Origin of the sequence: Capnocytophaga cynodegmi DSM 19736 (assembly GCF_000379185.1) — a bacterium.
Lineage (GTDB): Bacteria > Bacteroidota > Bacteroidia > Flavobacteriales > Flavobacteriaceae > Capnocytophaga > Capnocytophaga cynodegmi.
The window spans coordinates 29,889-54,158 of sequence record NZ_KB900715.1 but is presented as its reverse complement, the minus strand read 5'-3'; the positions used below and the strand labels follow the sequence as shown (position 1 = coordinate 54,158).

At 35.0% G+C, this 24,270-nt stretch carries 23 protein-coding genes and 2 tRNA genes; 17 read left to right on the top strand and 8 right to left on the bottom strand.

Annotated elements, in window-relative coordinates:
- Positions 1-7 precede the first annotated feature (7 nt).
- The 4 genes from pdxH (at position 8) to YW9_RS0105525 (ending at position 2,348) form a co-directional block, all read left to right on the top strand.
- On the top strand, positions 8-652 hold the full coding sequence (pdxH, locus tag YW9_RS0105540) for a pyridoxamine 5'-phosphate oxidase (protein ID WP_026193846.1): 645 nt from the start codon (positions 8-10) through the stop codon (positions 650-652).
- Positions 653-748: 96 nt separating this feature from the next.
- Positions 749-822 (top strand) — tRNA-Met (locus YW9_RS0105535).
- Positions 823-931: 109 nt separating this feature from the next.
- Entirely contained in the window at positions 932-1,777 is an 846-nt protein-coding gene (locus YW9_RS0105530; protein WP_018279197.1) for a GH25 family lysozyme, read from the top strand.
- Positions 1,778-1,784: 7 nt separating this feature from the next.
- A complete protein-coding gene (locus tag YW9_RS0105525) occupies positions 1,785-2,348 on the top strand; it encodes a 5-formyltetrahydrofolate cyclo-ligase (protein ID WP_018279196.1) in 564 nt (187 codons plus the stop codon).
- 14 nt (positions 2,349-2,362) lie between these two features.
- Here the strand turns inward: YW9_RS0105525 and YW9_RS0105520 are convergent, their stop codons facing one another.
- On the bottom strand, positions 2,363-2,959 hold the full coding sequence (locus YW9_RS0105520; protein WP_018279195.1) for a lipoprotein signal peptidase: 597 nt from the start codon (positions 2,957-2,959) through the stop codon (positions 2,363-2,365).
- Positions 2,960-3,088: 129 nt separating this feature from the next.
- Positions 3,089-3,168 (bottom strand) — tRNA-Leu (locus YW9_RS0105515).
- Positions 3,169-3,313: 145 nt separating this feature from the next.
- Between YW9_RS0105515 and YW9_RS0105510 the strand changes: the two genes are divergently transcribed.
- From YW9_RS0105510 to YW9_RS0105445, 12 genes are all read left to right on the top strand, one after another.
- Positions 3,314-4,255: a ribose-phosphate pyrophosphokinase gene (locus YW9_RS0105510; RefSeq protein ID WP_026193845.1), complete on the top strand. Its 942-nt coding sequence runs from the start codon at positions 3,314-3,316 to the stop codon at positions 4,253-4,255.
- Positions 4,256-4,374: 119 nt separating this feature from the next.
- Positions 4,375-4,977, top strand: a complete 603-nt coding sequence (locus tag YW9_RS0105500) for a 50S ribosomal protein L25/general stress protein Ctc (RefSeq protein ID WP_018279192.1) — start codon at positions 4,375-4,377, stop codon at positions 4,975-4,977.
- Positions 4,978-5,104: 127 nt separating this feature from the next.
- Positions 5,105-5,608, top strand: coding sequence for a DUF6452 family protein (locus tag YW9_RS0105495; RefSeq protein ID WP_018279191.1), 504 nt, complete (start codon positions 5,105-5,107; stop codon positions 5,606-5,608).
- A complete protein-coding gene (locus YW9_RS0105490; protein WP_018279190.1) occupies positions 5,574-6,317 on the top strand; it encodes a DUF6048 family protein in 744 nt (247 codons plus the stop codon). Before YW9_RS0105495 ends, YW9_RS0105490 begins: the two co-directional genes overlap by 35 nt.
- 109 nt (positions 6,318-6,426) lie before the next feature.
- On the top strand, positions 6,427-8,367 hold the full coding sequence (thrS, locus tag YW9_RS0105485) for a threonine--tRNA ligase (protein ID WP_018279189.1): 1,941 nt from the start codon (positions 6,427-6,429) through the stop codon (positions 8,365-8,367).
- Positions 8,368-8,489: 122 nt separating this feature from the next.
- Complete coding sequence (gene infC / locus YW9_RS0105480) at positions 8,490-8,987, top strand: translation initiation factor IF-3 (protein WP_111995082.1); 498 nt, start codon at positions 8,490-8,492, stop codon at positions 8,985-8,987.
- A 73-nt stretch (positions 8,988-9,060) separates the two neighbouring features.
- Positions 9,061-9,258 (top strand): 50S ribosomal protein L35, encoded by a 198-nt coding sequence (gene rpmI / locus YW9_RS0105475; protein WP_018279187.1) that lies wholly within the window; start codon positions 9,061-9,063, stop codon positions 9,256-9,258.
- 131 nt (positions 9,259-9,389) lie between these two features.
- On the top strand, positions 9,390-9,734 hold the full coding sequence (gene rplT / locus YW9_RS0105470; RefSeq protein WP_018279186.1) for a 50S ribosomal protein L20: 345 nt from the start codon (positions 9,390-9,392) through the stop codon (positions 9,732-9,734).
- A 218-nt stretch (positions 9,735-9,952) separates the two neighbouring features.
- Complete coding sequence (locus YW9_RS0105465) at positions 9,953-10,258, top strand: hypothetical protein (RefSeq protein WP_018279185.1); 306 nt, start codon at positions 9,953-9,955, stop codon at positions 10,256-10,258.
- 103 nt (positions 10,259-10,361) lie between these two features.
- On the top strand, positions 10,362-12,647 hold the full coding sequence (locus tag YW9_RS0105460) for a TonB-dependent receptor (RefSeq protein WP_018279184.1): 2,286 nt from the start codon (positions 10,362-10,364) through the stop codon (positions 12,645-12,647).
- Between the two features lie 323 nt (positions 12,648-12,970).
- Positions 12,971-13,759 (top strand): hypothetical protein, encoded by a 789-nt coding sequence (locus YW9_RS0105450; RefSeq protein ID WP_155848734.1) that lies wholly within the window; start codon positions 12,971-12,973, stop codon positions 13,757-13,759.
- Positions 13,760-13,783: 24 nt separating this feature from the next.
- Complete coding sequence (locus tag YW9_RS0105445) at positions 13,784-14,704, top strand: hypothetical protein (RefSeq protein ID WP_018279181.1); 921 nt, start codon at positions 13,784-13,786, stop codon at positions 14,702-14,704.
- Positions 14,705-14,786: 82 nt separating this feature from the next.
- On the opposite strand, the gene YW9_RS0105440 is transcribed toward YW9_RS0105445, so the two are convergent.
- The 5 genes from YW9_RS0105440 to YW9_RS0105420 all read right to left on the bottom strand — a co-directional run bounded on the left by YW9_RS0105440 (position 14,787) and on the right by YW9_RS0105420 (position 23,007).
- Positions 14,787-17,642 (bottom strand): M16 family metallopeptidase, encoded by a 2,856-nt coding sequence (locus tag YW9_RS0105440; RefSeq protein ID WP_018279180.1) that lies wholly within the window; start codon positions 17,640-17,642, stop codon positions 14,787-14,789.
- 135 nt (positions 17,643-17,777) lie between these two features.
- Complete coding sequence (locus YW9_RS0105435) at positions 17,778-19,907, bottom strand: TonB-dependent receptor (protein WP_018279179.1); 2,130 nt, start codon at positions 19,905-19,907, stop codon at positions 17,778-17,780.
- 295 nt (positions 19,908-20,202) lie between these two features.
- Positions 20,203-20,916, bottom strand: coding sequence for a ZIP family metal transporter (locus YW9_RS0105430; RefSeq protein ID WP_018279178.1), 714 nt, complete (start codon positions 20,914-20,916; stop codon positions 20,203-20,205).
- A gap of 34 nt (positions 20,917-20,950) precedes the next feature.
- A complete protein-coding gene (locus tag YW9_RS0105425) occupies positions 20,951-22,075 on the bottom strand; it encodes a hypothetical protein (RefSeq protein ID WP_018279177.1) in 1,125 nt (374 codons plus the stop codon).
- Positions 22,060-23,007 (bottom strand): transporter, encoded by a 948-nt coding sequence (locus YW9_RS0105420; protein ID WP_018279176.1) that lies wholly within the window; start codon positions 23,005-23,007, stop codon positions 22,060-22,062. Before YW9_RS0105420 ends, YW9_RS0105425 begins: the two co-directional genes overlap by 16 nt.
- A 267-nt stretch (positions 23,008-23,274) precedes the next feature.
- On the opposite strand from YW9_RS0105420, the gene YW9_RS0105415 reads away from it, so the two are divergent.
- On the top strand, positions 23,275-23,553 hold the full coding sequence (locus YW9_RS0105415) for a DUF4834 family protein (RefSeq protein ID WP_026193842.1): 279 nt from the start codon (positions 23,275-23,277) through the stop codon (positions 23,551-23,553).
- Here YW9_RS0105415 and lipB read toward each other — a convergent pair.
- A complete protein-coding gene (gene lipB / locus YW9_RS0105410) occupies positions 23,550-24,260 on the bottom strand; it encodes a lipoyl(octanoyl) transferase LipB (protein ID WP_026193841.1) in 711 nt (236 codons plus the stop codon). The two genes, YW9_RS0105415 and lipB, sit on opposite strands and share 4 nt — an antisense overlap.
- Positions 24,261-24,270 lie beyond the last annotated feature (10 nt).

Sequence of the window (24,270 nt, the reverse complement as noted above, 5' to 3'; positions counted from 1 at the left end):
AATGATGATGCAAGAAGATTTAAGTAAATATCGAAAAAGTTACGAAAAGTGGGAGTTGTTGGAAGCAAACGTTCCTGACAATCCCATACAATTGTTTCAAACTTGGTTTTATGAAGTTGAGGAAAATGGCGGAGTTGATGAAACTAACGCAATGTCTGTTTCCACTATTGGGCTTGATGGATTTCCGAAAACACGGGTCGTTCTCTTAAAAAAATATACTTACGAAGGATTTATTTTTTATACGAATTATCTGAGCGAGAAGGGCAAAGCGATGACTCAAAATCCGAATGTTTGTTTGTCTTTTTTTTGGGCAAGTATGGAACGACAGGTGATTATCAAAGGGGTAGCAGAAAAATTGGCAGAAAATCTTTCCGATGGATATTTTGAATCACGTCCCTTAGGGAGTAAGCTCGGAGCGGTGGTTTCTCCGCAGAGTGAGGTCATTCCGTCGAGAAAATTTCTAGAAGAGGAATTAAAAAAATTGGAAGAAATATATACCGATGAAGTGCCTCGTCCAGAGTACTGGGGCGGATTTTTAGTACGTCCACAATCCATTGAATTTTGGCAGGGTCGTCCCAACCGATTGCACGACCGCATCAGATACACGCTAACTGATGATTACGATTGGAAGATAGAACGTTTGGCACCTTAAAATTTTGTACGTTGAGGAAAATAAAAGTAGTTTGAAAATTTTGTAAAATAAAAAAAAATATTATCTTTGCACCCGCAAACCAATAAGGTGTGTTATGGCGAGGTAGCTCAGGTGGTTAGAGCGCAGGATTCATAACCCTGAGGTCACGGGTTCAAATCCCGTCTTCGCTACGAAAAATAAAATAGAAGGAAAAGAGGTTAATTATTTAACCTCTTTTCTTTTTTTGTTTTTATTTATATATTTGCGAGGTTTACTCAGCAAAATTTTAATATAAACTCAATGAAAAAGCGAAGAAAAATATCTACCCAACGGAAAAAGAAAAGTTCCTTGAGGAATGTTTTTCTGTTACTTTTTTTATTGCTGCTTGGAGCTGCGGTAGGAGGTGTTTTGTATGTTAGGCATCATTATCCTGCGCATTATCAGAAAATTATAAACAAGATATCTTCAAAAAAGAAAAATACGATGTATGAAAAGCAGCGAATTGAGCAAATAATAAATAAACATAAGGACAAAGTTTTTGGAATAGATTTATCTCATTATCAGGAGAGAGATGATATTGTTTGGGACAGCCTTCATTTGAGTAAAGGAACAATTAGGTTGGAATTTGCTATATTTCGGGCTACGATGGGAGATAATACAACGGATAAAAATTTCTCTTATTTTTGGAAAAAGGCAAAAAAGCATAAATTAATACGTGGTGCTTATCATTATTATCGCCCCGATGAGGATCCTGTTCTTCAGGCAAATTCCTATGTAAAAACTGTAAGCCTTGAAAAGGGAGACTTTCTTCCAATTTTAGATGTGGAAAAACTTCCCAAACATAAAACCAAAAAGCAGTATTTAGAGGATATTCAAGTGTGGTTAGATATTGTTGAAAAAGAATATGGAGTAAAGCCAATTATTTATACTTATATCAGTTTTTATGAGGATTATTTACACAGAAAGTTTAAAGAATACCCTCTTTGGATAGCTAATTACAATAATGTTCCTGTTCCGACATATCTTCATACTTGGAAAATGTGGCAATTTACTGAAAATGGAATTACACCAGGCTCAAAAGTCAAGATAGATTTGAATATATACAATGGGAATCGAGAAAAAATTAAAGAAATTCTAATCTTTTAGCTTAAAAATGAAAAAAAAAGAGCTTCGAACTTATTATATGCAGTTACGTTCTGGAATTTCTCAAGCAGAAATTGAAGAAAAAAGTCTGCAAATAGCAAATCAATTATTAAAAATGCCTATTTGGGATTTAAAAACGTATCATATCTTTCTTCCAATAGAAAAAATGTACGAAATAAATACGGAATATATCTTAAATATTCTCTACGGAAAAGATAAAGATATAATTTTGCCTAAAATGAATAAACAAGATAAGTCTTTAAGTCATTTTTTGCTGACAGAACAAACTATTTTAAAGAAGAATAGTTGGGGTGTAGTAGAGCCACAAAATGGATTTGAAATTTCACCTTCAAAAATAGATTTGATTTTCGTTCCGTTACTTGCTTACGACAAAAAAGGGAATAGAATAGGCTATGGAGGCGGATATTATGACCGATTTCTTTCAGAATGCCGTTCCGATGCTATTAAAGTAGGCTTGTCTTTCTTTCCTCCCGAAGAGGAGATAAAAGATGTCTTAGAGTTTGATGTTCCGTTAGATTATTGTGTTACTCCGTTTGAAATTTTCAAATTTTGAATAAATAAAAGTATTTATTTTTTTGGGAATGCTTTTTTGTGGAATACAATTAGTAGTCCCACTGCAACAGAAATAGCTGCATCAGCTACATTAAAAACAGGTTCAAAAAATCGAAATCTTTCTCCTCCCCCAAAAGGAATCCAATTTGGTAATTGTGTGTCTATCAGAGGGAAATAAAACATATCAACAACCTTTCCGTGTAATAATGTTCCGTAAGGATTATCAGAAAAGAGAGTTGCAATATTTCCATAGCTATGGTCAAAAATAACTCCATAAAAGACGGAATCAATAATATTCCCTAAAGCTCCTGCTAAGATTAAAGCAATTGAGACAATCAGAATGTTAGGTTGTTTCTTTTTTATTGAATCTACAAGCCAATATCCAATTCCGAAAACAGCTACAATCCTGAAAAGTGTCAGAAAAAGTTTTCCGTACTCTCCAGGTATTTTTGTTCCCCACGCAGCTCCTTCATTTTCAATGAATAATATCTGAAACCAACTAAAAACTTCTACCTTTTCATTCAGCATAAAGTTTGTTTTGATGTAAATTTTGCTCCATTGGTCAATAATCAGGATTATTAATATGATGAAAAATGCGTGTTTTAATTTCATAAATGCTTTGATTTTATGTGAGGTACAAAAGTATATTTTTTGTTTGAGATCTCAAAATCTTAATCAATAAAGGAAAATAACAAAATAAGAATCCCTTAATAATCATTGATTATCAAGGGATTTTGCTTGTACCTGAGGAGGGAATCGAACCCTCACTCCGAAGAACACGAGTTTGAGTCGTGCGCGTCTACCAATTCCGCCACTCAGGCATCTCCTTCTTTATTTCGGGTGCAAAGATACATAAGTTTTTTTTATATGCAAAAAAAAGTTGATAAAAACACAAAAAATTATTTTTTAATTCATAAATTTGCACCCGCAAAGCAGATATAAATCAATCATACACCAAAATATATTATGGCATATATAGTACCAGAATCAAAAATTTTTGCTTGTACACAGAGTGTTGAGTTGGCAAAAAAGATTGCAGAGAAGTATGGAACTCATTTGGGAGAAGTGAAAATTTCACGTTTTAGTGATGGAGAGTTTCAACCCTCTTTTGAGGAGTCGGTGCGTGGTGCAAGGGTTTTCATTATTGGTTCAACTAATCCAAGTTGTGAAAATTTGATGGAGATGTTATTAATGTTAGATGCTGCCAAAAGAGCTTCTGCACGTCACATCACAGCGGTAATGCCTTATTTTGGTTGGGCTCGTCAGGACAGAAAGGATAAACCGAGGGTTCCGATTGCAGCGAAGTTAGTGGCGAATCTTCTGGAATCAGCAGGGGCTACTCGTATTATCACAATGGATTTACACGCAGACCAAATTCAAGGTTTTTTTGAACGCCCAGTGGATCATCTGTATGCCTCAACTATTTTCTTACCTTATCTCCAGAGTTTAGGTCTTGAGAAGTTGTGTATGGCTTCGCCGGATATGGGAGGCTCGAAGAGAGCTTATGCGTATTCTAAGTATCTGAATAGTGAAGTTGTTGTTTGCTATAAACAACGTAAACAAGCCAATGTTATTGATACTATGGAATTGATAGGTGAGGTAGAAGGAAGAAATGTGGTTTTGGTTGATGATATGGTTGATACAGCGGGTACTTTGGTGAAAGCTGCCGAGCTAATGAAGGAACGAGGGGCTTTGAGTGTCAGAGCTGTAACAACCCACGCAATCTTAAGTGGAGAGGCTTATGAGCGTATTGAAAATTCACAATTGGAAGAACTGATTGTTACGGATTCAATTCCTTTGAAAAGAGAATCTAAAAAAATAAAAGTGCTTAGTTGTTCCGATTTGTTTGCGGAAGTTATGCACAGAGTACACGAAAATACGTCGATAAGTTCAAAATTTATAATGTAAAAAGATATAAAGATTTCGCAAATTTAGTTTTTTTGAAATTTTTGTAGCATAATTTGAAAAAATGTAGTTCTGTTTGGTAGCTACAAGATGAATAAAGTAAATAATTAAATAATTTTTATATGCAATCAATTACAATCAAAGGATCTCAAAGAGAAAGCGTGGGTAAAGCGGCAAGCAAAGCCTTACGTAATGCTGGACAGGTGCCTTGCGTGTTATACGGAGGAGACAGTGTTCTGCATTTTTCAGCACCAGAAGCAGCTTTCAAAAGCATTGTTTATACTCCAAATGTGTACACTGCTGCGATTGAATTAGGTGGAAAATCATATGCTGCTATTTTGCAAGATATTCAGTTTGACCCAGTTTCTGACAAAATTATTCACGTTGATTTCTACCAATTGCACGATGATAAAGAAATCACAATTGAAGTGCCAATCAAAATCACTGGAACTTCTCCAGGGGTTATGGCTGGAGGAATTTTGCGTATTGTTAATCGTAAATTGAAAGTGAAAGCTCTTCCTGCAAAATTGCCTGATTTTGTTGAGGTTAATATTTCAGGAATGGAAATGGGTAACAAGTTATATGTTACAAAATTGCCACAAGAAGATTACAAAATTATGCATCCAGACAATACTGTTGTATGCCAAGTGAGAATTTCACGTGCTGCGATGAAAGCTGCACAAGAGGCTGCAAAAGCAGAAAAAGGAGCAAAAAAGAAAAAATAACATTTCTTCATTTTGATAATTTTGGCCGTTTCTTTTTTAAGAAGCGGCTTTTTTGTGTTTGTGTCTGAAATAAGTTTTTTCTTTTTGTTAATTAATTCTTACCTTTACCGCCTCAAAATAAGAAGGAATGAGATTTTTTGAACGATTTATTTATTTTACAATTATATCAGTATTTTTGGGAGCGTGTGAATCAGATGATTTATGCGACCGCCCAGTAAATACACCACGTTTGGTAGTTCGTTTTCACGATGTGGATGCGACTTCCAATAAAAAACCTGCAAATAATATGATTATTTATGGGAAAGATAATAATCTGATTTTAACTAATGCAACAACTGACTCTGTCGCTTTGCCTTTAAAAATAGAAACCTTGAGTACTACTTTTGTGATGGTCAGTGACGCTGTTTATGACACGGCATCAAGTACTATTACTTCCGGAAATGTTGCTACTGTGACTTTTACTTATGGTATTGAAGAAGAGTTTGTTAGTAAAGCTTGTGGCTTTAGAGTCGTCTACAACACACTTAAGGCTTCTGTAGAATCTTCTGATAATTCTTGGATAAAGTCCGTTAATGTCAAAAATACAAATGTAAAAAATGAATCAAGTGCTCAAGTACATATTTATCATTAATTTCTTGTTCGTACATTCTATTTTATCTCAGTCAGTTACAAAAGATAAAGAAGAGGAAAAATCTGTCTATAAACAGCGTTATGGATTGCGTGTGGGAGTGGATATTAGCAAACCAATTCGTTCTTTTCTTGATGAGAATTACTATGGAATTGAATTTGTAGGAGATTATCGCATCAATTACAAATATTATATTGGTGCAGAGTTAGGAATGGAGCAAAAAAACACTCAGGAAGATTATTTTTCATACAAAACTAAGGGACAATTTATTCGTTTTGGAGTGGATTATAATACTTACGGAAATTGGTATGGAATGGAAAATATGATTTATGTTGGAGGAAGATATGGTTTTTCTTTATTCTCTCAAGAGCTTCATTCTTACACAATTCATAAAGATAATCAGTATTGGAAAGGAAATGTTGTTGGAAAAAATTCTAATTGGTTAAGAACTTATGACGGACGAACCGCTCATTGGCTAGAACTTGTCTTGGGAATGAAGGTGGAACTTTTGAAGAATTTGTTTGCAGGAGCAAGTGTTCGTTTAGGTTTCTTGGTTGTGAATGTACAGGGTGATTTTCCAAATTACTGGATACCAGGGTTTAATCGTGTTAGAGAAGGAAGCAGGTTTGGGGCCACATACAACTATAGTTTATCTTATTTAATCCCATTGTACAGAAAAGAAAAGAAAAAGGAGAAGCCTGAAAACGAATAAAAATATATTTGTCAAATTTTCAAAAAGAGAGGTTTAAATTTCTTTTCGAAAAATGATAAAAAAATTGATTTAATTTTAATACATTTGCTGTTTCAAAAACTATAAATATATGATTAAAATTACGCTACCAGATGGTTCGGTTAAGGAAGTTGCTAAGGGAACGACTCCTTATGAAGTTGCTTTGAGCATTAGTGAAGGGTTGGCAAGAAATATATTGTCAGCAAGTTACAATGGAAAAACGATTGAAATAACGACCCCCCTGACCACCGATGGAAGTTTAGTTTTATACACTTGGAATGATGCTGAGGGCAAAAAAGCATTTTGGCATTCGTCTGCCCATATTTTGGCTCAAGCTTTGGAAGAAACTTTTTCGGGTATCAAATTGACGATCGGTCCTGCTATTGATAACGGATTCTATTATGATGTAGACTTTGGACAACATAGTTTTTCTGAAAAAGATATTCCAGAAATTGAGAAGAAAATGCTTGAAATTGCCAAAGGGAAGCATACTTTTTCAATGCGTTCTGTAAGTAAAAAAGATGCATTAGAACTTTACAAAGAAAATCCATATAAAACAGAATTGATTGAAAATCTGGAAGATGGTTCAATTACATTCTGTGATCATTCCACTTTTACAGACCTTTGTCGTGGCGGGCATTTGCCTAATACGGGTTTTGTAAAAGCGGTAAAAATATTGAGTATCGCAGGGGCGTATTGGCGTGGCGATGAAAAAAACAAACAGTTAACGCGTGTTTACGGAATTTCGTTCCCAAAACAGAAAGACTTGACGGAATATTTAGCCCTTTTGGAAGAAGCTAAAAAGCGAGACCACAGAAAGTTAGGGAAAGAATTAGAATTGTTTACCTTTTCAAATAAGGTTGGGCAAGGGCTTCCGTTGTGGTTGCCCAAAGGAGCAGCGCTTCGTGAGCGTTTAGAACAATTCTTGCGGAAAGCACAAAAACAAGCTGGATATGAGCAAGTTGTTTCTCCGCATATCGGACATAAAGATTTGTATGTAACTTCAGGGCATTGGGAAAAATATGGTAAAGATAGTTTTCAACCTATTGCAACGCCTAACGAAGGTGAAGAGTACCTACTAAAACCGATGAACTGTCCGCATCACTGCGAAATTTATAACTCAAAACCTTGGAGTTATCGTGATTTGCCTAAGCGTTTTGCCGAATTTGGAACGGTGTATCGTTACGAGCAAAGTGGTGAACTTCATGGACTTACTCGTGTACGTTGCTTCACTCAAGACGATGCCCACATTTTTTGTACACCAGAACAATTGGATGAAGAGTTCAAAAATGTGATTGATTTGGTGTTGTATGTATTTGGTTCGCTTGGTTTTGAGAATTTTACAGCACAAGTGTCGTTGCGTGACCCTGAAAATCCAGCTAAATATATTGGTTCCGATGAAAATTGGCAAAAAGCAGAACAAGCAATTATCAACGCTGCCAAAGAAAAAGGGTTGAATTACGTGATTGAAACAGGCGAAGCTGCTTTCTACGGACCTAAATTAGACTTTATGGTGAAAGATGCTTTGGGAAGAAGTTGGCAGCTTGGAACAATCCAAGTAGATTATAACTTGCCAGAGCGTTTCGATTTGTGGTATAAAGGTTCTGATAATGAATTGCATAGACCTGTTATGATACACCGAGCACCTTTCGGAAGTATGGAGCGTTTTGTGGCGATTTTGTTGGAGCATACAGCGGGTAATTTCCCACTTTGGTTGATGCCAAATCAGGCGATAATACTTTCTTTGAGTGAAAAATATGAAAAATATGCTCAAAAAGTTTTGAATTTGTTAGAAAATTTCGAAATTCGCACACTGATTGATAATCGTAATGAAACCATTGGTAAAAAAATCCGTGAGGCAGAAACTCAAAAAATTCCGTTTATGCTGATTGTGGGTGAAAATGAGGAAAAAGAAGCCACAGTTTCTGTCAGAAAACACGGGGGAGAAAGCTTGGGAAGTATTTCTGTTGAAGCGTTTGTTAAAATTGTTCAAGCAGAGATTGATAAAAGTATTAAGAAGTTTAAGGAATGAAATTAGAAAATCAAAATTTTGATGAATTTTGATTTTGGATTAATAGATTACTAATCAAAAAATAAATAGTTATTAATAAGAGAGTTAACACACAGGGTAGAGACGACAAACAACCTCATAGGATAAATCGTGATATTCGAGTTCCAGAGGTCCGTTTGGTAGGGGAGAATGTCGAGACAGGCATATATCCTACTCGTAAGGCATTGGAAATTGCGGAAGAATTGGAGTTAGACTTGGTTGAAATATCACCAAATGCAACGCCTCCTGTTTGTAAGGTAATTGACTACAAAAAATTTCTTTACGAACAGAAAAAACGTGAAAAGGAAATTAAGGCAAAAGCTACAAAAGTAGTTATCAAAGAGATTCGTTTTGGGCCTCAAACTGATGAACACGATTATGAATTTAAGAAAAAACACGGCGAAAAGTTCCTGAAAGAGGGTTCAAAAGTGAAGGCGTATGTGTTTTTCAAAGGACGCTCAATCATTTATAAAGATCAAGGTGAAATTCTGTTGTTGCGTTTGGCAACTGACCTTGAAGAGTTTGGAAAAGTTGAGCAAATGCCAAAGTTAGAAGGAAAAAGAATGACAATGTTTCTTGCTCCCTTGCCTAAAAAGAAATAATTTGTATATTTGCACCCGCTTAAAAAGCGATTAATCGATAATGAAATAATATCTAAAAAAAATCAAAAGCAAAATGCCAAAAATTAAAACCAAATCTGGGGCTAAGAAACGTTTTCAAGTTACAGGCTCAGGGAAAATTAAAAGAAAGCATGCTTACAAAAGTCACATTCTGACTAAAAAATCAACAAAACGTAAGCTAAAATTAACACACACCACATTGGTTCACGCCAATGATGAAGCAAGTATTAAGAGACAATTAGGTTTGAAATAAATCTTTTGTAAATGATGCTACGGGGTATTTCAAAGTAGAGATATTTTTAGCCCCAAAGGGAATTTAATAACCATGGAGTTAGGTAATAAAAGAGTTTGAAAGAGCCACCTACTACAAAAATTTAAAATTTTATGCCAAGATCAGTAAATGCAGTAGCTCGTAGAGCTCGTAGAAAAAAAATAATGAAGCAAGCCAAAGGTTTCTTTGGTCGCAGAAAAAACGTTTGGACGGTAGCTAAGAATGCTGTTGAAAAAGCAATGCAATATGCTTACAGAGACCGCCGTAATAAAAAGAGAACATTCCGTGCTTTGTGGATTGTGCGTATCAACGCAGGAGCGAGACTTCACGGGTTGTCATACTCTCAATTTATGGGGAAATTGAAAGCTAATAATATTGAGCTTAATCGTAAGGTTCTTGCTGATTTAGCAATGAATCATCCGGAAGCTTTTAAAGCTATTGTTGAAAGAGTAAAATAAACGTTTAATTAAGATATTATTTCATTTCAAAAAGTCTGATGGTATTTCCATCAGGCTTTTTTGTTTTGCTGATAAAATAATTTATTCATAATAAATATATTTTTCATACCTTTGTGGGCTGTCTTATTTAGTTGATGAGCAAATTTAGAAGAGAGTTAATCTAATTGAAATTACAAAAATCATATAAGCATTTCATCACTTTCTGCTTACTTTTCAGTATGTTGAAGGTTGCTTTTCCGGTTGGTGAGTTCTTTCACGAACATCATTGTCACCATTCGGCAGAGGAAATGTGTACTCTCGCAACAGGACAAGAATGTCATCACGAAGCACATTTTTCCCATTCACATAAGCATCATCACGATTGTATTTTTCATCAACTTCACACGTTTTTTATACAATCGTACTTTATTTATAGTATACCTAATGAAAATTTCGTTGTTGAGTTTTTTACCACAAAAGATGATACAACGAGTTTTGATATCTATATTTCTACACGAGGTCCGCCTTCTCAAATTATTTCGTAACAAATAGATAAAAACTATGTCGCTATTCCGACATAACTTTTCGTGCCTTTGTGTTTCAACACATTGAGCATATGCTTCATTGTACTTTTAATAGAAATAATTTATGCAAAATATTTTTTGTCTTTTGATTTTCAGTTTTTGTAGTTGTATTTACGGGCAACAAACACTTCGGCTGAAAATTGAAGATGAACAAAAACAACCACTTATCGGGGCAGTAATTCATTTTGCTGGGAAACACTATGTTTCAGATAGTCAGGGGAATGTTTCTATTTCGAATTTGAAAAAGCAAACATATTCTCTTAAAGTTACTTATCTGGGATTTGAGGATTATCAAACAAAAATAGAAATTCCTCAGAAGGAACAATTGGTGATTCAATTGAAAGAAAGTGTCAATCAGTTAGATGAAACTGTCATTTATCTGCAAAACCGAATGACATCTCGCAATAATGTTGCTTCTGTTTTGGGTAAAGATGACCTACAAAAGAAATCAGGGGAATCATTAGCCGAATTACTTGCTTCAGTTCGGGGAGTGTCGATGATACAAACCGGAGCCACTATCGCAAAACCCGTAATTCACGGGCTACATAGCAACCGAATTCTCATACTTAATAATGAAGTTCGGCAAGAAGGGCAACAGTGGGGAGCAGACCACGCACCTGAAATCGACCCTGCGATGGCAAATCGCATTGCTGTGGTGAAAGGTGCCGATGCTGTCCGATATGGTTCCGATGCTTTGGGAGGTGTTGTTGTTATTTCGCCTGAAAAACTTCCGTATGGCGATGCTCTTCACGGAGAAGTTTCTCCTTCGTGGGCATCTAACGGACGAAAAATGGCAACTTCCTTGAAGCTCGAAACAGCTGTGCCAAGTCTTCCGCAATGGGCGTGGCGAGTTCAGGCAAGTGCGAAACGGTCTGGAGATGTTCAGACGGCAGATTATCATCTGAATAATACTGCTCAGCAAGAAAAAAACTTTTCTGTAGCAACTGGCGTGGAAAAGGAGCAATGGGGAGTGGAGGCTTTCTATAGTCGGTATTACAATGAAACGGGTGTTTTTTATGGTTCGCATATTGGGAATTTAGATGACCTACTTGCCCGATTTGAAATCGGACGTCCGCTAACGACTTATCCGTTTTCCTATCAGATAGAAGCACCTAAGCAAGAAGTTACGCATCATTTGCTGAAAGTAAAAGGATTTGTGCGACTTCCTTTCGGAGGAAAGTTCACAGCTCAGTATGCTTTCCAAGATGATATCCGAAAAGAATTCAACGTTCGCCGATTGGAGCGAACACGCATCCCAGCGTTGAATATGGAACTTTCAACACATTTATTTGATGCTTCGTGGGAGAATCATTATGGCAAATGGAAGTCTCATCTTGGAGTAAGTGCCTCACAACAGGTCAATTATAATTCACCTGGTACGGGAGTTGTTCCAGTGATTCCGAATTTTGCCTCTTTTGGATACGGAGGTTTCGCTATTCAAAAGTATGATGGCGGAGTTTGGGAAATAGAAGGCGGACTTCGGTACGATTATAAATCATTCAATGCCGATGGTTACAACGCTTTTTCGCAACGTTACGGAGGAAATCATTCATTTCACAATATAACGTACTCTGTTGGAGGAAGCTATGCTCCAAGTGAGCAATGGTCGTTCACATCTAATGTAGGAGTGGCGTGGCGTTCGCCTCACGTGAGCGAATTGTATAGCAATGGACTTCATCACGGGGCAGGAACGTACGATATTGGCGATGAAAATTTACAATCGGAGCGAGGCGTAAAATGGATTACTTCGGTAAAGTTCGAGCAGGAAAAATGGTTGCTTAATGTGGATTTCTTTGCACAACTTATCAGAAACTATATTTACGATGCACCGACTGGAGAGACCAAAACGCTTTTTTCAGGAGTATATCCGATTTTTCGTTACGCACAAGCCGATGCTTTCTTTCGCGGGGTGGATTTAGAGATGAGCTATCAGTTTTTACCTCAATGGAAGTATGGTTTGCAAGGTTCGGTGGTGTATGCTAATGAACTCAAAACGAAGCGGTATTTTCCTTTCATTCCTTCGGAGAGAATCCAACAGGAGTTGCATTGGGAATTACCGAAGATGGGAAAGCTTCATAATGTGTACATTTCGGCAAAGCATACGTTTGTTGCAAAACAACTGCGTTTCGACCCGAAACAAGAGTTGGTAAGCACAACTCCTGATGCGTATCATTTGCTCGATGTGGGGGGAGGTTTCCGTTTTCCGTTTGGACAAACGCAATCACTTGCGGTACATTTTTCCATTGAGAATCTTTTTGATAGATTGTATAAGGAATACACCAACCGCTTCCGATATTATGCTCACGACTTAGGGCGAAACGTACAACTTCGATTGACTTATAAGTTCTAAATGAAGAATGAAATAAACGATGTGGAGTGAATAATGAACGATGTCGGTCAGATTGTTTCTTATATCAGAAAGGAAGTTTTTCATCTTACGGAAAAGATTTCTTAACTGCGGAAAGTGATTTCCGAAGTGAAGCAAACAATTTCTGATATGAAGCAGGTAATTCCTGATGTGAAGCAAATGGTTTTCTGTATGAAGCAAGTTGTTTCTTTTAAAAGAAAAGATAATTTTAATGTAAAAAAGAATGTTTTTTAACTGAAGAATACTATTTCGGTAATAGAAACTTTCAAAACGAATTTAATAACAAATAAAAGTAAAATTAAATAATGAAAAACATAGTTAGATTTAGCTTTGTAGTAGTAATGTTTGCTACTTTAATAATGAGCTGTAACAAGGATAATTCTTCGGAAGTAGATAAGCCTTCTGTAAAAGAAAAAGAAGAGTTTACCTTTGATGCAACGATTTATCCCTTGAATGTTTTGCAATTGAACATTTTGAATAATTATATAGGGAAACCAAAAATGGAATTTATCGATAAATTGAAAGCCGATAAAGTTGCTTTTGTAAAGAATGAAGATGAATTGGAAGAAGCCGATGAAGATATTACCGAATTGACCTTTATAGCTGAGGCAAAAGAATCTCCTTTCAATAAATATGAAGTTAAAGCACATTTTCAAAATGTAGCTGATTTGGATCAACTTCCATATACTTTGTACGATGGAGTTTCGTATTTTGAAATAACACCATTAGATGATGCTGGAATGAAAGCGACAAGTACCGAATTTAAAAAAGTTTTTGATTATTTTCACGTGCGTTTCAGTGCTTTACAACCTTCCAAAAAGGCGTTTCAGTATGTTCGTAAAAAGGCAGGAAATCCTCCCTATTTTGTGGAAAGAGATGGTTATGCAGATTTTTTACAATCAATGGATAACCCTAATATTGAAGCAGATGGACTAATATTTTGGATAAATAATCCAAAACCTTTGGCAAGTAATAGCTCAAAGGCTAAGAATACTCCGAAAATATCAATGGAATACGATTATGAAAGTAAAACATATAGTATTGAAATAGCTTTCAATATGCCTAGTGATTTCTTCAAAAATATAAAAAGATAATAATATAATTAAAATTTTAAATCAATGAAAAAGTTTATAAAAACATTAAAAACAGGAATTTTAGCGTTTGTAACAGTGACGCTTGTAAGTTGTGAAAAAGATGCACCAGCTCCAATCGATGAGCGAAATGATAAAGGACACGATGAGTGGAGTAAAGTAACTTTTACCATCCGAAGAGGACACTTACACGGGCAGAATTTTCACGCTAATCCTGAAAATTTGTTATATCCAACTCAGGAATTCATTTTTGAAACTGATGGAACAAATATTGTTCGTAAGAATAAAGCCGGAAAGGTGTTGGCACAAGGTGAAGAGCCGATATTGATGATTTCAGGGGGACAATATGCCATGGAAATAATCTACTATAATGCGAAAGGTGAGCGAATGAATAAAGAATTTACAAATTCTGAAATGTTGCCTATCCATCAACATTTCTTTACTGTAAAAGATTATTTAAATACTAAAACGAATCAAACTTCTTCTGAAACATCTGAATTAATAAGTTACGTATATCGTGATACTAATCCTGAAGATGTTATGTTGGGAAGCTTTATTGATAAGAGAAATAGTACTAAAAAATCAGAATTGTCGAATGATGCGTTAGGATTAAAAGGATATTTCACACCTAACATTCCGTATGCAAAATTTGATTTGAGAGTTCGATTACTTCATGTTCAAAGGGGAACAAAATATATCAATAACGATAAAAGTAAAGGTAGTTATCCTTTTAATGCTCCATCAGATGATTTATTGGTTCGTAGTGGAACAGACTTTGATCAGTATTTTCCTGTGCATGTTTTAACATCACCTTCATCCGGTGAAGAGGGAGATTATGATCGTTTTGTGAAGGATTTGGCTGATTATTTCAAAAAAACAACAGATGAAATTAAACAAATTTTGAGAGAATCAAACGAACAACAGGAAAATTCTAATTATTGGATGTAAGATAAAAAGAAAGGTACAAACATAATATTTGTACCTTTCTTTTTATGTGAGATTTTTTTAATTTATTTATTGTTAAATGAAATTACTTCACGTTATCAGGAAGTAAAATGAATTCAAATAAACTATTTTCTTTAAGATACTTATTAGCAACTTTTTGTACAGATTTACTTGTAACTTTTTTCAGGTCTTCTAAGTATTTATTAGGTTCTCTTAGTGGTTTTTGTAATTGATACCCATCTAAAATATATCTACTCCAGAAAGAATTTTCTTTTACGATGAGCTCCATTTGGCGTTCTTGCTCAATTTTAAATTTATCCAAATCTTCCTGTGTTGGTCCGTTCTTTTTAATTTTTTCAATCTCTTCAAAAGCAGATTTGATTAAAGATTGATACTTATCAACTGCTGTACCGAAAGCAATTTCAACAGAATATCTATTTTTTGGAAATTTAGAATACGAAACGTTTGCTCCTGTACCATACACGCCACCTTCTTCTTCACGCAAACGCTCCAATAATCTTAAAGTTAGTACGCTTTCTAATGCCTGCATATTGATATTTTCCATATCGTTGTATTTGTAATCTCCAATATATGAAAGAATTACAGATACTTTCTCCTCTTTTCCTTTTTTGGTAGTATGTTTGAAGCCTTTTTTAGGTTCGTAAAGTCCCAAATCTTTTCCTTTTTCGTTACGTTTTAGGTTGGGAAGAGCAGCTAAATAATCTTCTAAATAAGGTTTAATTTCCTCTTCAGTAAATGAACCTGTAATAACAAAAGTAAAGTCAGAAGCATCAGCAAAACGATCTTTGAAAATGCTCAAAGCACGATTTTTATCAACTTTCTTCAGGTTGGCTTCTGTAATAGGAGTGCGACGAATACTTCCGTTGTACAAACGTTTTAGCATATCTCTTTGGAAAACAAAGTTAGGGTCGTTTTCCTGATTTGCCATAGAAGAAATACTTCGTGCGATAATACTTTGGAAAACATCATCATCAATTCGTGGTTCAGTAAAGAAAGCATAGATTAATTCAAAAGCTGTTTTGAGTCCTTCTTTATCACTTTGACCTGAAATGCCCTCGTTAAGTTCCCCAATGTAGGCACTAACTGATACGTTTTTACCTGTCATATATTTTGTTAGCTCGACAGAGTTCAACTGTCCCAATCCACTTGCATTTACCAATCCACTTGCGTAAGAGGCAGAGAAGTAATCATTATCTCCATACAATGAAATTCCTCCTGGACTGTACGAACGAATCAATATTTGGTCATTTTTGAATGTTGTAGGTTTAAGAACCACCTTCGCACCATTACTTAGAGTTAGCTCTTTAGCTTTAACTTCCGCTAGTTCTTTGCTAGAGATGATATTTCCTTTTTGAGGTTGTTTTGAAAGTAAAGGTAGGTCTGAAACTTTATCTTCGTAAGCAGCAATAGCTTCTGATTCAACTTCGGAAATCCACTTATTAACTTGACTTTCATTAGGTAATGAGCTTTTATCCTTCTCGGGAGCCATTATCAGAATGTCACGATTGATGTCTGCATAATAGTGTCTTCCCAAAGCTTCAACTTCTTTTAGTGTAAGTGTAGGAAGTAATTTTTTTGTAAGTTGATAGCTATCCTCATTACTCATAGCTGGTTGACCTTCAAGATAGTAATTTAAGTATCGGTCTACGTACTCTCCTGATGTTTTCTTATCACGTTCAGTATACGAAGTCTCGTTTGATTTTTGGATACTAGTGATAACTCTATCAAACTCTGTTTTTGTAAATCCGTGTTTTTTGATGCGTTCAAGTTCACGTACCAAAGATTTGAATCCCTTTTCAAGTTCGTTAGGTTTTGCCATCACAGTTGCCCCGTACATATCCAAACCTCCAAGGAAACCACTAATGCTAACGTGTGCTCTTAAGAAAGGTGTATTTGCAGATTGAAGCAATTCTCCTAAACGAGCGTTTAACATTTGTCCGTAAACTGACCTCATAAGCAACTGACGATAATCTCCTATAGTTTTAGCTTTCATCTCAGGATGTTTTATCATAATTTGAGCCACAGTAGCCGTCATTTCAGGGTCAGTTACTACCATAAACTGATTTTTGTTCAACAAATCAACTTTGTAAACTTCTCTTTTAGGAGCATTTGGAGTTGTTCTCATATCGGAAAACAAACGTTTAATTTCTTTTTCGATATAAGCCTCATCAATATCTCCAACTACAATAAGAGATTGTAAGTCAGGTCTATACCAGTCTCTATGAAATTTTCTTAATTCTTCGTAAGGGAAATTACTAACAATAGGTTCTGTTCCTATAGGAAGACGATTAGCATAGCGAGAGCCATTGAAAACCATCGGGAAATATTGGTCGCGCATACGCTGATGAGCACCTCTTCCTCCTCGCATTTCTTCCAAGATTACACCTCTTTCTTTGTCAATTTCTTCAGAAGTAAGCAAAGCATCTTGTGCCCAGTCTCGCATTACTTGTAATCCGTTTTTAAGTAACTCAGGATCATCAGAAGCTATGGGTAGCTGGTACACTGTTTGGTCGAATCCAGTATAAGCGTTTAAGTCTCCACCGAATCGAACTCCTGCTCTTTGTAAGTAATTAACTAATTCATTTTTAGGGAAATGTTTTAGTCCGTTGAAATTCATATGCTCTAAAAAGTGGGCTAATCCTAATTGGGACTCTGTTTCCAAAATAGAACCTACTTTGAAAGCTAAATACATTGTAACCCGATTTTTAGGCTCTACATTTTTACGGATAAAATACTGGAAACCATTAGGTAATGTTCCTGTTTTTACCTCATTATCAAAAGGCAAAGCTTTTTCGAGAGATAAAGAATCTTTTGGCATAACATAGATGCCATTATTTTTTTCCAAAGAACTGGCTTCAGCACTTTGGAAAAGCATTGTGCCTAAAAAAGCCAACGCCGCCGATTTTACAAACTTCTGCATACAGTAAAATATTTAACTTAAATGTTTTGAGGCAAATGTATGCATATAAAACAGATAAAACAAATTTTTTTAAATATGAAAAAGTACCTCTTCTTTAACAGAAAAGGTACTTTGAGTCATGATTAAAATTATTTTCTAAAATGATAGCGTTAACCCTGCCAGATAATTGATTTCGGCTTGAGGGAAGTAAGCAGCTTGTCCATCTTCAAAAGTTCCGTTGGCTACATATTTTGCATTCAAAATGTTGTTTCCAGTAACTGAAATCACTATTGATTTACAGAATTTTAATGGATTTATTTCATACGATAAGTGCAAGTTGTTAACAAAGTAAGATTTTAATTTTGAATTTTCTTCGTTAATGTTGCTCATATATTGCTCTCCTACGTATTTGGTTAACAATGTTGCACCAAAGTTTGGAATGGGTTTGAAAGTTAATGAGCTTGAAGCCACAAATTCAGGAGAATATGATAGTTTGGTGTTTCCTATATTTACCGATTTTCCTTCTTTTATAGTGTGAAAATCAATATTTTTATTTCTGCTGACAGATACATTTGGTTGCCAAATCCATTTGTCGGAAAGTAGTAAAGTAGCATCTACTTCAAGTCCAGCTCTGTAGCTATCTCCGCTGTTATCACGAATTGGATACCCTTTGTCATTCAAACGACCAGTTAGTACCAATTGGTCTTTATAAAGCATATAATATAAATTCGTGTTGATTTTTACTTTCGGGGTGTTGTATCTCCAACCCAATTCAAAATCGTTCAATTTTTCAGGTCGAGGCTCTCTTATTGTTGCGGAAGGGTCTGTCTTTTTGGCTTTTTTATACTCTTTGTGTGCCGCTTTGTAGTCGCTACGATTCGGCTCCTTGGTGGCTTTGGCATACGATAGGTAAAAATAATTATTTTCGTTTAAGGAAAAACTAACTCCTATTTTAGGATTGATAAAATTAAATGCTTTGTCAGCTTTGTATTCATCGGCTTTGTAGTGAACGTATCTGTGTTGAATATCAGCGAATAAATCCCACTGAGGAGCAAATTTCCAAGTCATTTTAGCAAAAGCGGAACCATCTTTTTTATATCCCCAATTTTCGTCTACAATTTCTTGATAAGGTTTTGAAGCTTCTTCCGACCATACTCTTTCTTCGAAATGTAATCCATCATATTTGTTGAAAGCTCCTCCAAATATCAAATCAATAGTGTTTTTCTTGAAATTAGAAGATAATGTAGCTCCGTAGAAATCGTTATCTAAGGCGTATCGTGTGATTTGGTGTTTGTCATAGGTTGCACCGCCCCAAGTTTCGTACATTTCCCAATGTCCACGACCTTTGGTGTAATGAAAAGCCAAGTTGGTTGTCCAAAAAGGAGACCATTTTTCTACCCAATGCAGTTGAGCGTGGTCTTGTTGATAATTATCCGTTTCATTGTCATAGAAACGAGTGTTGCCCTCTGCATCTTTGTATTTTCCAGCAGGATTGTATTTTCTGTTTTTGTTTAAAGTTGCCTCATCAATCCCTATCCAAGTAAGTTGTGTTTTTTCTTTTCCACCAAAAACCAAAGCTTTAATCAGCGTATTTTTGTAAGAATAAGCTCCTTGTAAGAAATAGGATTTCAAATCAGACGAAGCTCTGTCTCTGTATCCGTTAGAATTGATTTTTGAAAAACGTCCCGAAAGCTCAAAACGCTCATTGATTTTTCCTGTCGAAAGTTTTACCATATGCTTATGTGTGTTGTAACTTCCGTAGAAATTTGCAATTTCGGCATATGGATTCTCCGAAACGGCATCAGTAAGTACGTTCAAACTTGCCCCAAAAGCTCCTGCACCATTAGTAGACGTACCTACACCACGTTGAAGTTGGATATTCTCTGCGGAAGAAGCAAAATCGGAAAGATTGTACCAAAAAGTTCCTTGTGATTCTGAGTCATTGTACGGAATACCATTGATAGTCACGTTGGTTCGGTAAAGGTCACTTCCACGGACAGAAAGGTAGGTCGCTCCGAAGCCTGTTCCGTCTTCCGAATATGAAACTACGTTAGGCAAGTTCCCTAAAAGCATCGGGATTTGTTGTCCTTGATTGCGTTTTGCGATGTCTGATTTCGATAAATTGGAGAAAGTTACTGGCAAAGTTTGTTTTGCCCTTACTGCCGAAACCAGTACTTCGTCTAATTTGATGGTTTTTAGTTCTGTAGAATCTTTTTCAGACTCGATTGTTTGAGCATAAGCCGAAGTAATAAGGCTCATCGCTCCCATAAAAAATAATTTTTTCATCAGTAAAATGAAATTTTTACAAAATAAAAGAGGTAATTATTTTATGGAATGAATAAAAAAGCCTGTTTCCGCTACCCAAAAAGCAAAAACAAGCCACTTATTATTGACTTCGTTTCCTTAGACTGCATTACCAGCCCAAGTTCTATGGGTATAATCTCAGCCACAAACGCAGCACCCCTTTGAGACGGGTGCAAAAGTATAAAAAAAAGTTAAAATAGAAAATAATTCATTTCAAAATTTTTTATGAAGAAAATACTGAAAATACTTCTTTTATAATGATTTGTTAATCATTTTATTAGGTGAAATACGCTGCTACAAATCCCAAAATAATTGTGCCAAGTTTGATGTGGTTAAATTTGTGATTTTCAGATGTTTCAAATAAGATTACTGATGAAATATGCAAGAAAATTCCTATAACGATTGCAGATATTTGAATATGATAACGTCCTAATTGCGGAATGAATTCAGCAAGTAACGTTCCAAAAGGAGTCATTAAAGCAAATAATATCAAGAAAATAAAAGTTTTCTTAAGTCCTATTCCAGAATCTAAGAAGAAGATAGTGAGCACCATAGCAATAGGTAAGTGGTGTACGAAAATTCCATAAACCATATGATGGTGATGATGTAAAGGGAAACCTTCCAAAATAGAATGAATACTCAAACTAATAAACAGAGACCAGGGAAATGCATTTTTAAGTTCAGAATGAGGATGATGCATATGACCGTGTTCAGCACCTTTCGAGAAAAATTCCAATATAATTTGTAGTAAAATCCCTATTACAATCCAAAGTCCGATTTTTTTACCTGTATTATGGTCGTGAATGTCGTGTTCGTGGGAGTGTTCTAACGAGTGAAAAACTTCTGGAATGAGCGTAAAAACTGTCATTGCAAGTAAGAAAGCCCCACTGAAGGCTAATAATAATTTTATATTTCTTTGGTTTTTAGGCTTGAAGATAAGAACAGTTCCAAAACCTGTTATGATAGATAAAAATGGAAGAATGTAATTCATTTTAATTTATTAATTTCTATATTTTTTTAGTTAATTAAATTTCTTTTTTGTAAGTAGCTCTTTTTGCGTATGTTACAGGGTTAAAGCTTTTCCAAAGTTGTTGAATGGCAAGGTTGTCTTCCAGTTCAGGAGTTATTATGCATTTATGGATTCCATTTCTCTGAAAAACAGGATGATAGTAATCAAAAAGCAATGCGGGAATTCCTTTGCTTTGATACTCAGGAGCTACCCCAATTAGGAAAAACTCTACCATATCGTGATTTTTTTTTGCTTTTAGCAAATGCCAAAATCCGAAAGGGAATAAACTTCCTTTTGCTTTTTGTAAAGCCTTTGCAAAAGAGGGAAGAACAATAGCAAAACTGATTAATTTTCCTTCTTTATTTTCAATAAAACGAATATACTCAGGATTTATGAACGGAATATATTTCTTCTTAAAATAATTCTTTTGGCGTTCAGTAACAGGAACATATGACGATAATTTTGAATAACTTTCGTTGTACAAATCGAACATTGCGTCCACGTATTTCAGAACTTCCTCTTTTGTGTTTGTGGGAATAACACGAACTTGGTATCGTTTTCGGATTGCTTCAGCGGTTTTTTTAAATATCTCCGCATTTACACTACTCAATAAAAAGTAAGTTTCTACAAATCCCTTTTCTTTTATCATTCCCAACCTTTCCAAATGTTCTTTATAATATGGAAGATTGTACCAAGTTATTGTGCTGGCAACGTGGTCATAGCCCTCTGTCATAACACCTACTTTATCCATATTGGAAAAGCCCATAGGTCCTTCCATATATTTCAGTTGATGTTCCCTACCTTTTTCGGAAACTTTATCAAGTAAAGCTTTAGTTACATTTATATCATCAATCATATCAAGCCATCCAAAACGTATTTTGGCAATATTCTGGCTTATATCATACTGATTTATAATGGCAACAACACGACCTACAATTTCATTTTTCTGATTGTAAGCCAAATAGAAGAAAGCTTCTGCATTGTCAAAAGCAGGATTTTTCGTCTTATCGAAAGAAGCCAATTCTTCATCAATAAGAGGAGGAATCCAATATGGGTTATTTTTATATAGCGAGAAAGGGAATTTTACAAATTGTTTTAAATCTTTTTTAGAAAATATTTCTTTAACTAAAATATCAGCCATTTTTTCTTCTCTTTTTTCGGTTTTCTCTGTCTTTTTATTTTGGTAGGTTTTAGTTTTTCTTCTTGCTGTGATTTTACAAAATTTTTGTGGTTATCAATACGATACGAAAAACCGAGTAAAGCTGAATATCGCGAAGGAGTATTTTTCCAACTTGCTCCTAAATCAACATTTACTTGAATATTTTTGGTAAATAAGTAAGCTCCGCCCAATCGTGTAATTTGGTCACTATAGTAACCACTTTGGATACCTTCCGACTCTACAAAAATGCTAAACCGACCATTATCCAAATTGTGTGTCAAAGTCAAAATATAACCTAATTCAGGATACTTACTTAGAAAACGATTTGCTATTAAATTTCCGACCAAAACCACACGAGAAGAAGGCTGACTTTGAAGCGAAAGAACCACTTTTGGAGAAAGCCTGTCAACTTCTTCGTAAAAGTAACGTTTGTTTGGCAAAAAATTCATTCCAGCATAAATTCCCACTGCAGGAATTAATCTTCGCCAATGAAAAGAATTGTTTGCTTTCCAGCTATAGATGTTGGGTTTATCGTCTGTATTTGGAGTGTAAATTAAGTATTTAGCTCCGATAGTGTTATTTACAAAGCCAAAATTGTTAGTCCTTTCATTTATAAAACGATAATAGTGAACATTATCATAAGCGGCTGTACCATTAAACATTAACTCCAGTCTGTCTGACAGAATGCCATATCTCACGGAATAATTTACTCCCAAAATAGTCATATCCGTAAACATTTGTTTGTGATTTCGTTGTTCAATCCACAAACCTCCTTCAAATTGAAGAACTCGTCCTCCGACCGAATAGGCACTTTGTGAGTTTCCTGGTAAGTTTGAATTAATGATATCTGTATATTGCCCCTGTACAGAAATGGGTAATATAATGATTAAGAGTGTTATAAATAGGCGAATCATATCACAACGAATTTCAGTAAAAAGAAAAATTGTAACTAAATAACAATTAAATTTATTTATTATTTTCTTTTTTGAATTTGAACTGCAAAGATACTCTTATCTGTTTAAAAAACAATACATTTTGCTATAAAAAGATGTAATAATAATATAGGGCTTCTTGATTTTAATACGTGGGGATATTTTCTTTATGTTGAGGTTTTATAAATTTTGTTTGTGCATTGCTAATTGTTGATTATTTTTCCTATTTTTGCCCGAAACTTACAAAAAATGATTATAGAGGCTTCTTTTTCAGGGTTTATAAAAACCTTGTTTATTATTATTCTGATTATTATTGGCTTACGTGTTCTGATGCGAGTTTTGGCTCCGTATATGATGAAGTATTTTCTAAGGAAAATAGAAAAGAAATTTGGAGGGCAATTCCAACAGGCTCAAAGTCAGTATCAACGGAAAACACAAGAAAGCCAAACGATAAATAACAATTCACAAACAAACCCACAATCTAAAAAGAAAGTGGGTGAGTATATTGATTATGAGGAAGTTGATTAGTTTTGTGCGCTAATAAATTCAGCTTCAAATAGTTGTTGAAAATATTTTATGATTTTTTCTTTTACTTCACTGATGGAAACTTCTTTCTTACCAAGTTCTACATTAAGTGAAGTAACGGCTTTGCCACGTATGCCACAAGGGATAATATTGTCAAAGTAACCCAAATCTGCATTGACATTAAAGGCAAATCCGTGCATTGTAACCCAGCGAGAACTTCTTACACCCATTGCACAAATTTTTCTTGCGAAAGGTGTCCCTACATCAATCCAAACGCCTGTTTCTCCTTCACTACGAGTAGCTTCTATGCCATAATCTTTCAAAGTTAGAATGATAGTTTCTTCCAAAAGACGAAGGTATTTGTGAATATCAGTGAAAAAATTGTCTAAATCCAGAATTGGATACCCAACAATTTGTCCTGGTCCGTGATAAGTAATATCGCCTCCTCTGTTTATTTTATAGAATTTAGCTCCCTTCTTTTCGAGTGTTTTTTCATCTATTAGCAGATTGGATATGTCTCCACTTTTTCCTAATGTGTACACGTGTGGGTGTTCCACAAACAGAAAATAATTAGGAGTTGGGAGCTGAGTGTTTTCGGCTCTATTTTTTTGTTTTACTTCTATAATTGATTGGAAAAGAGACTCTTGATAATCCCAAGTTTCTTTGTAATCTTTATTGCCTAAATCTTTAAATAGTATTTTTTTATTCATTTTTTTTAAC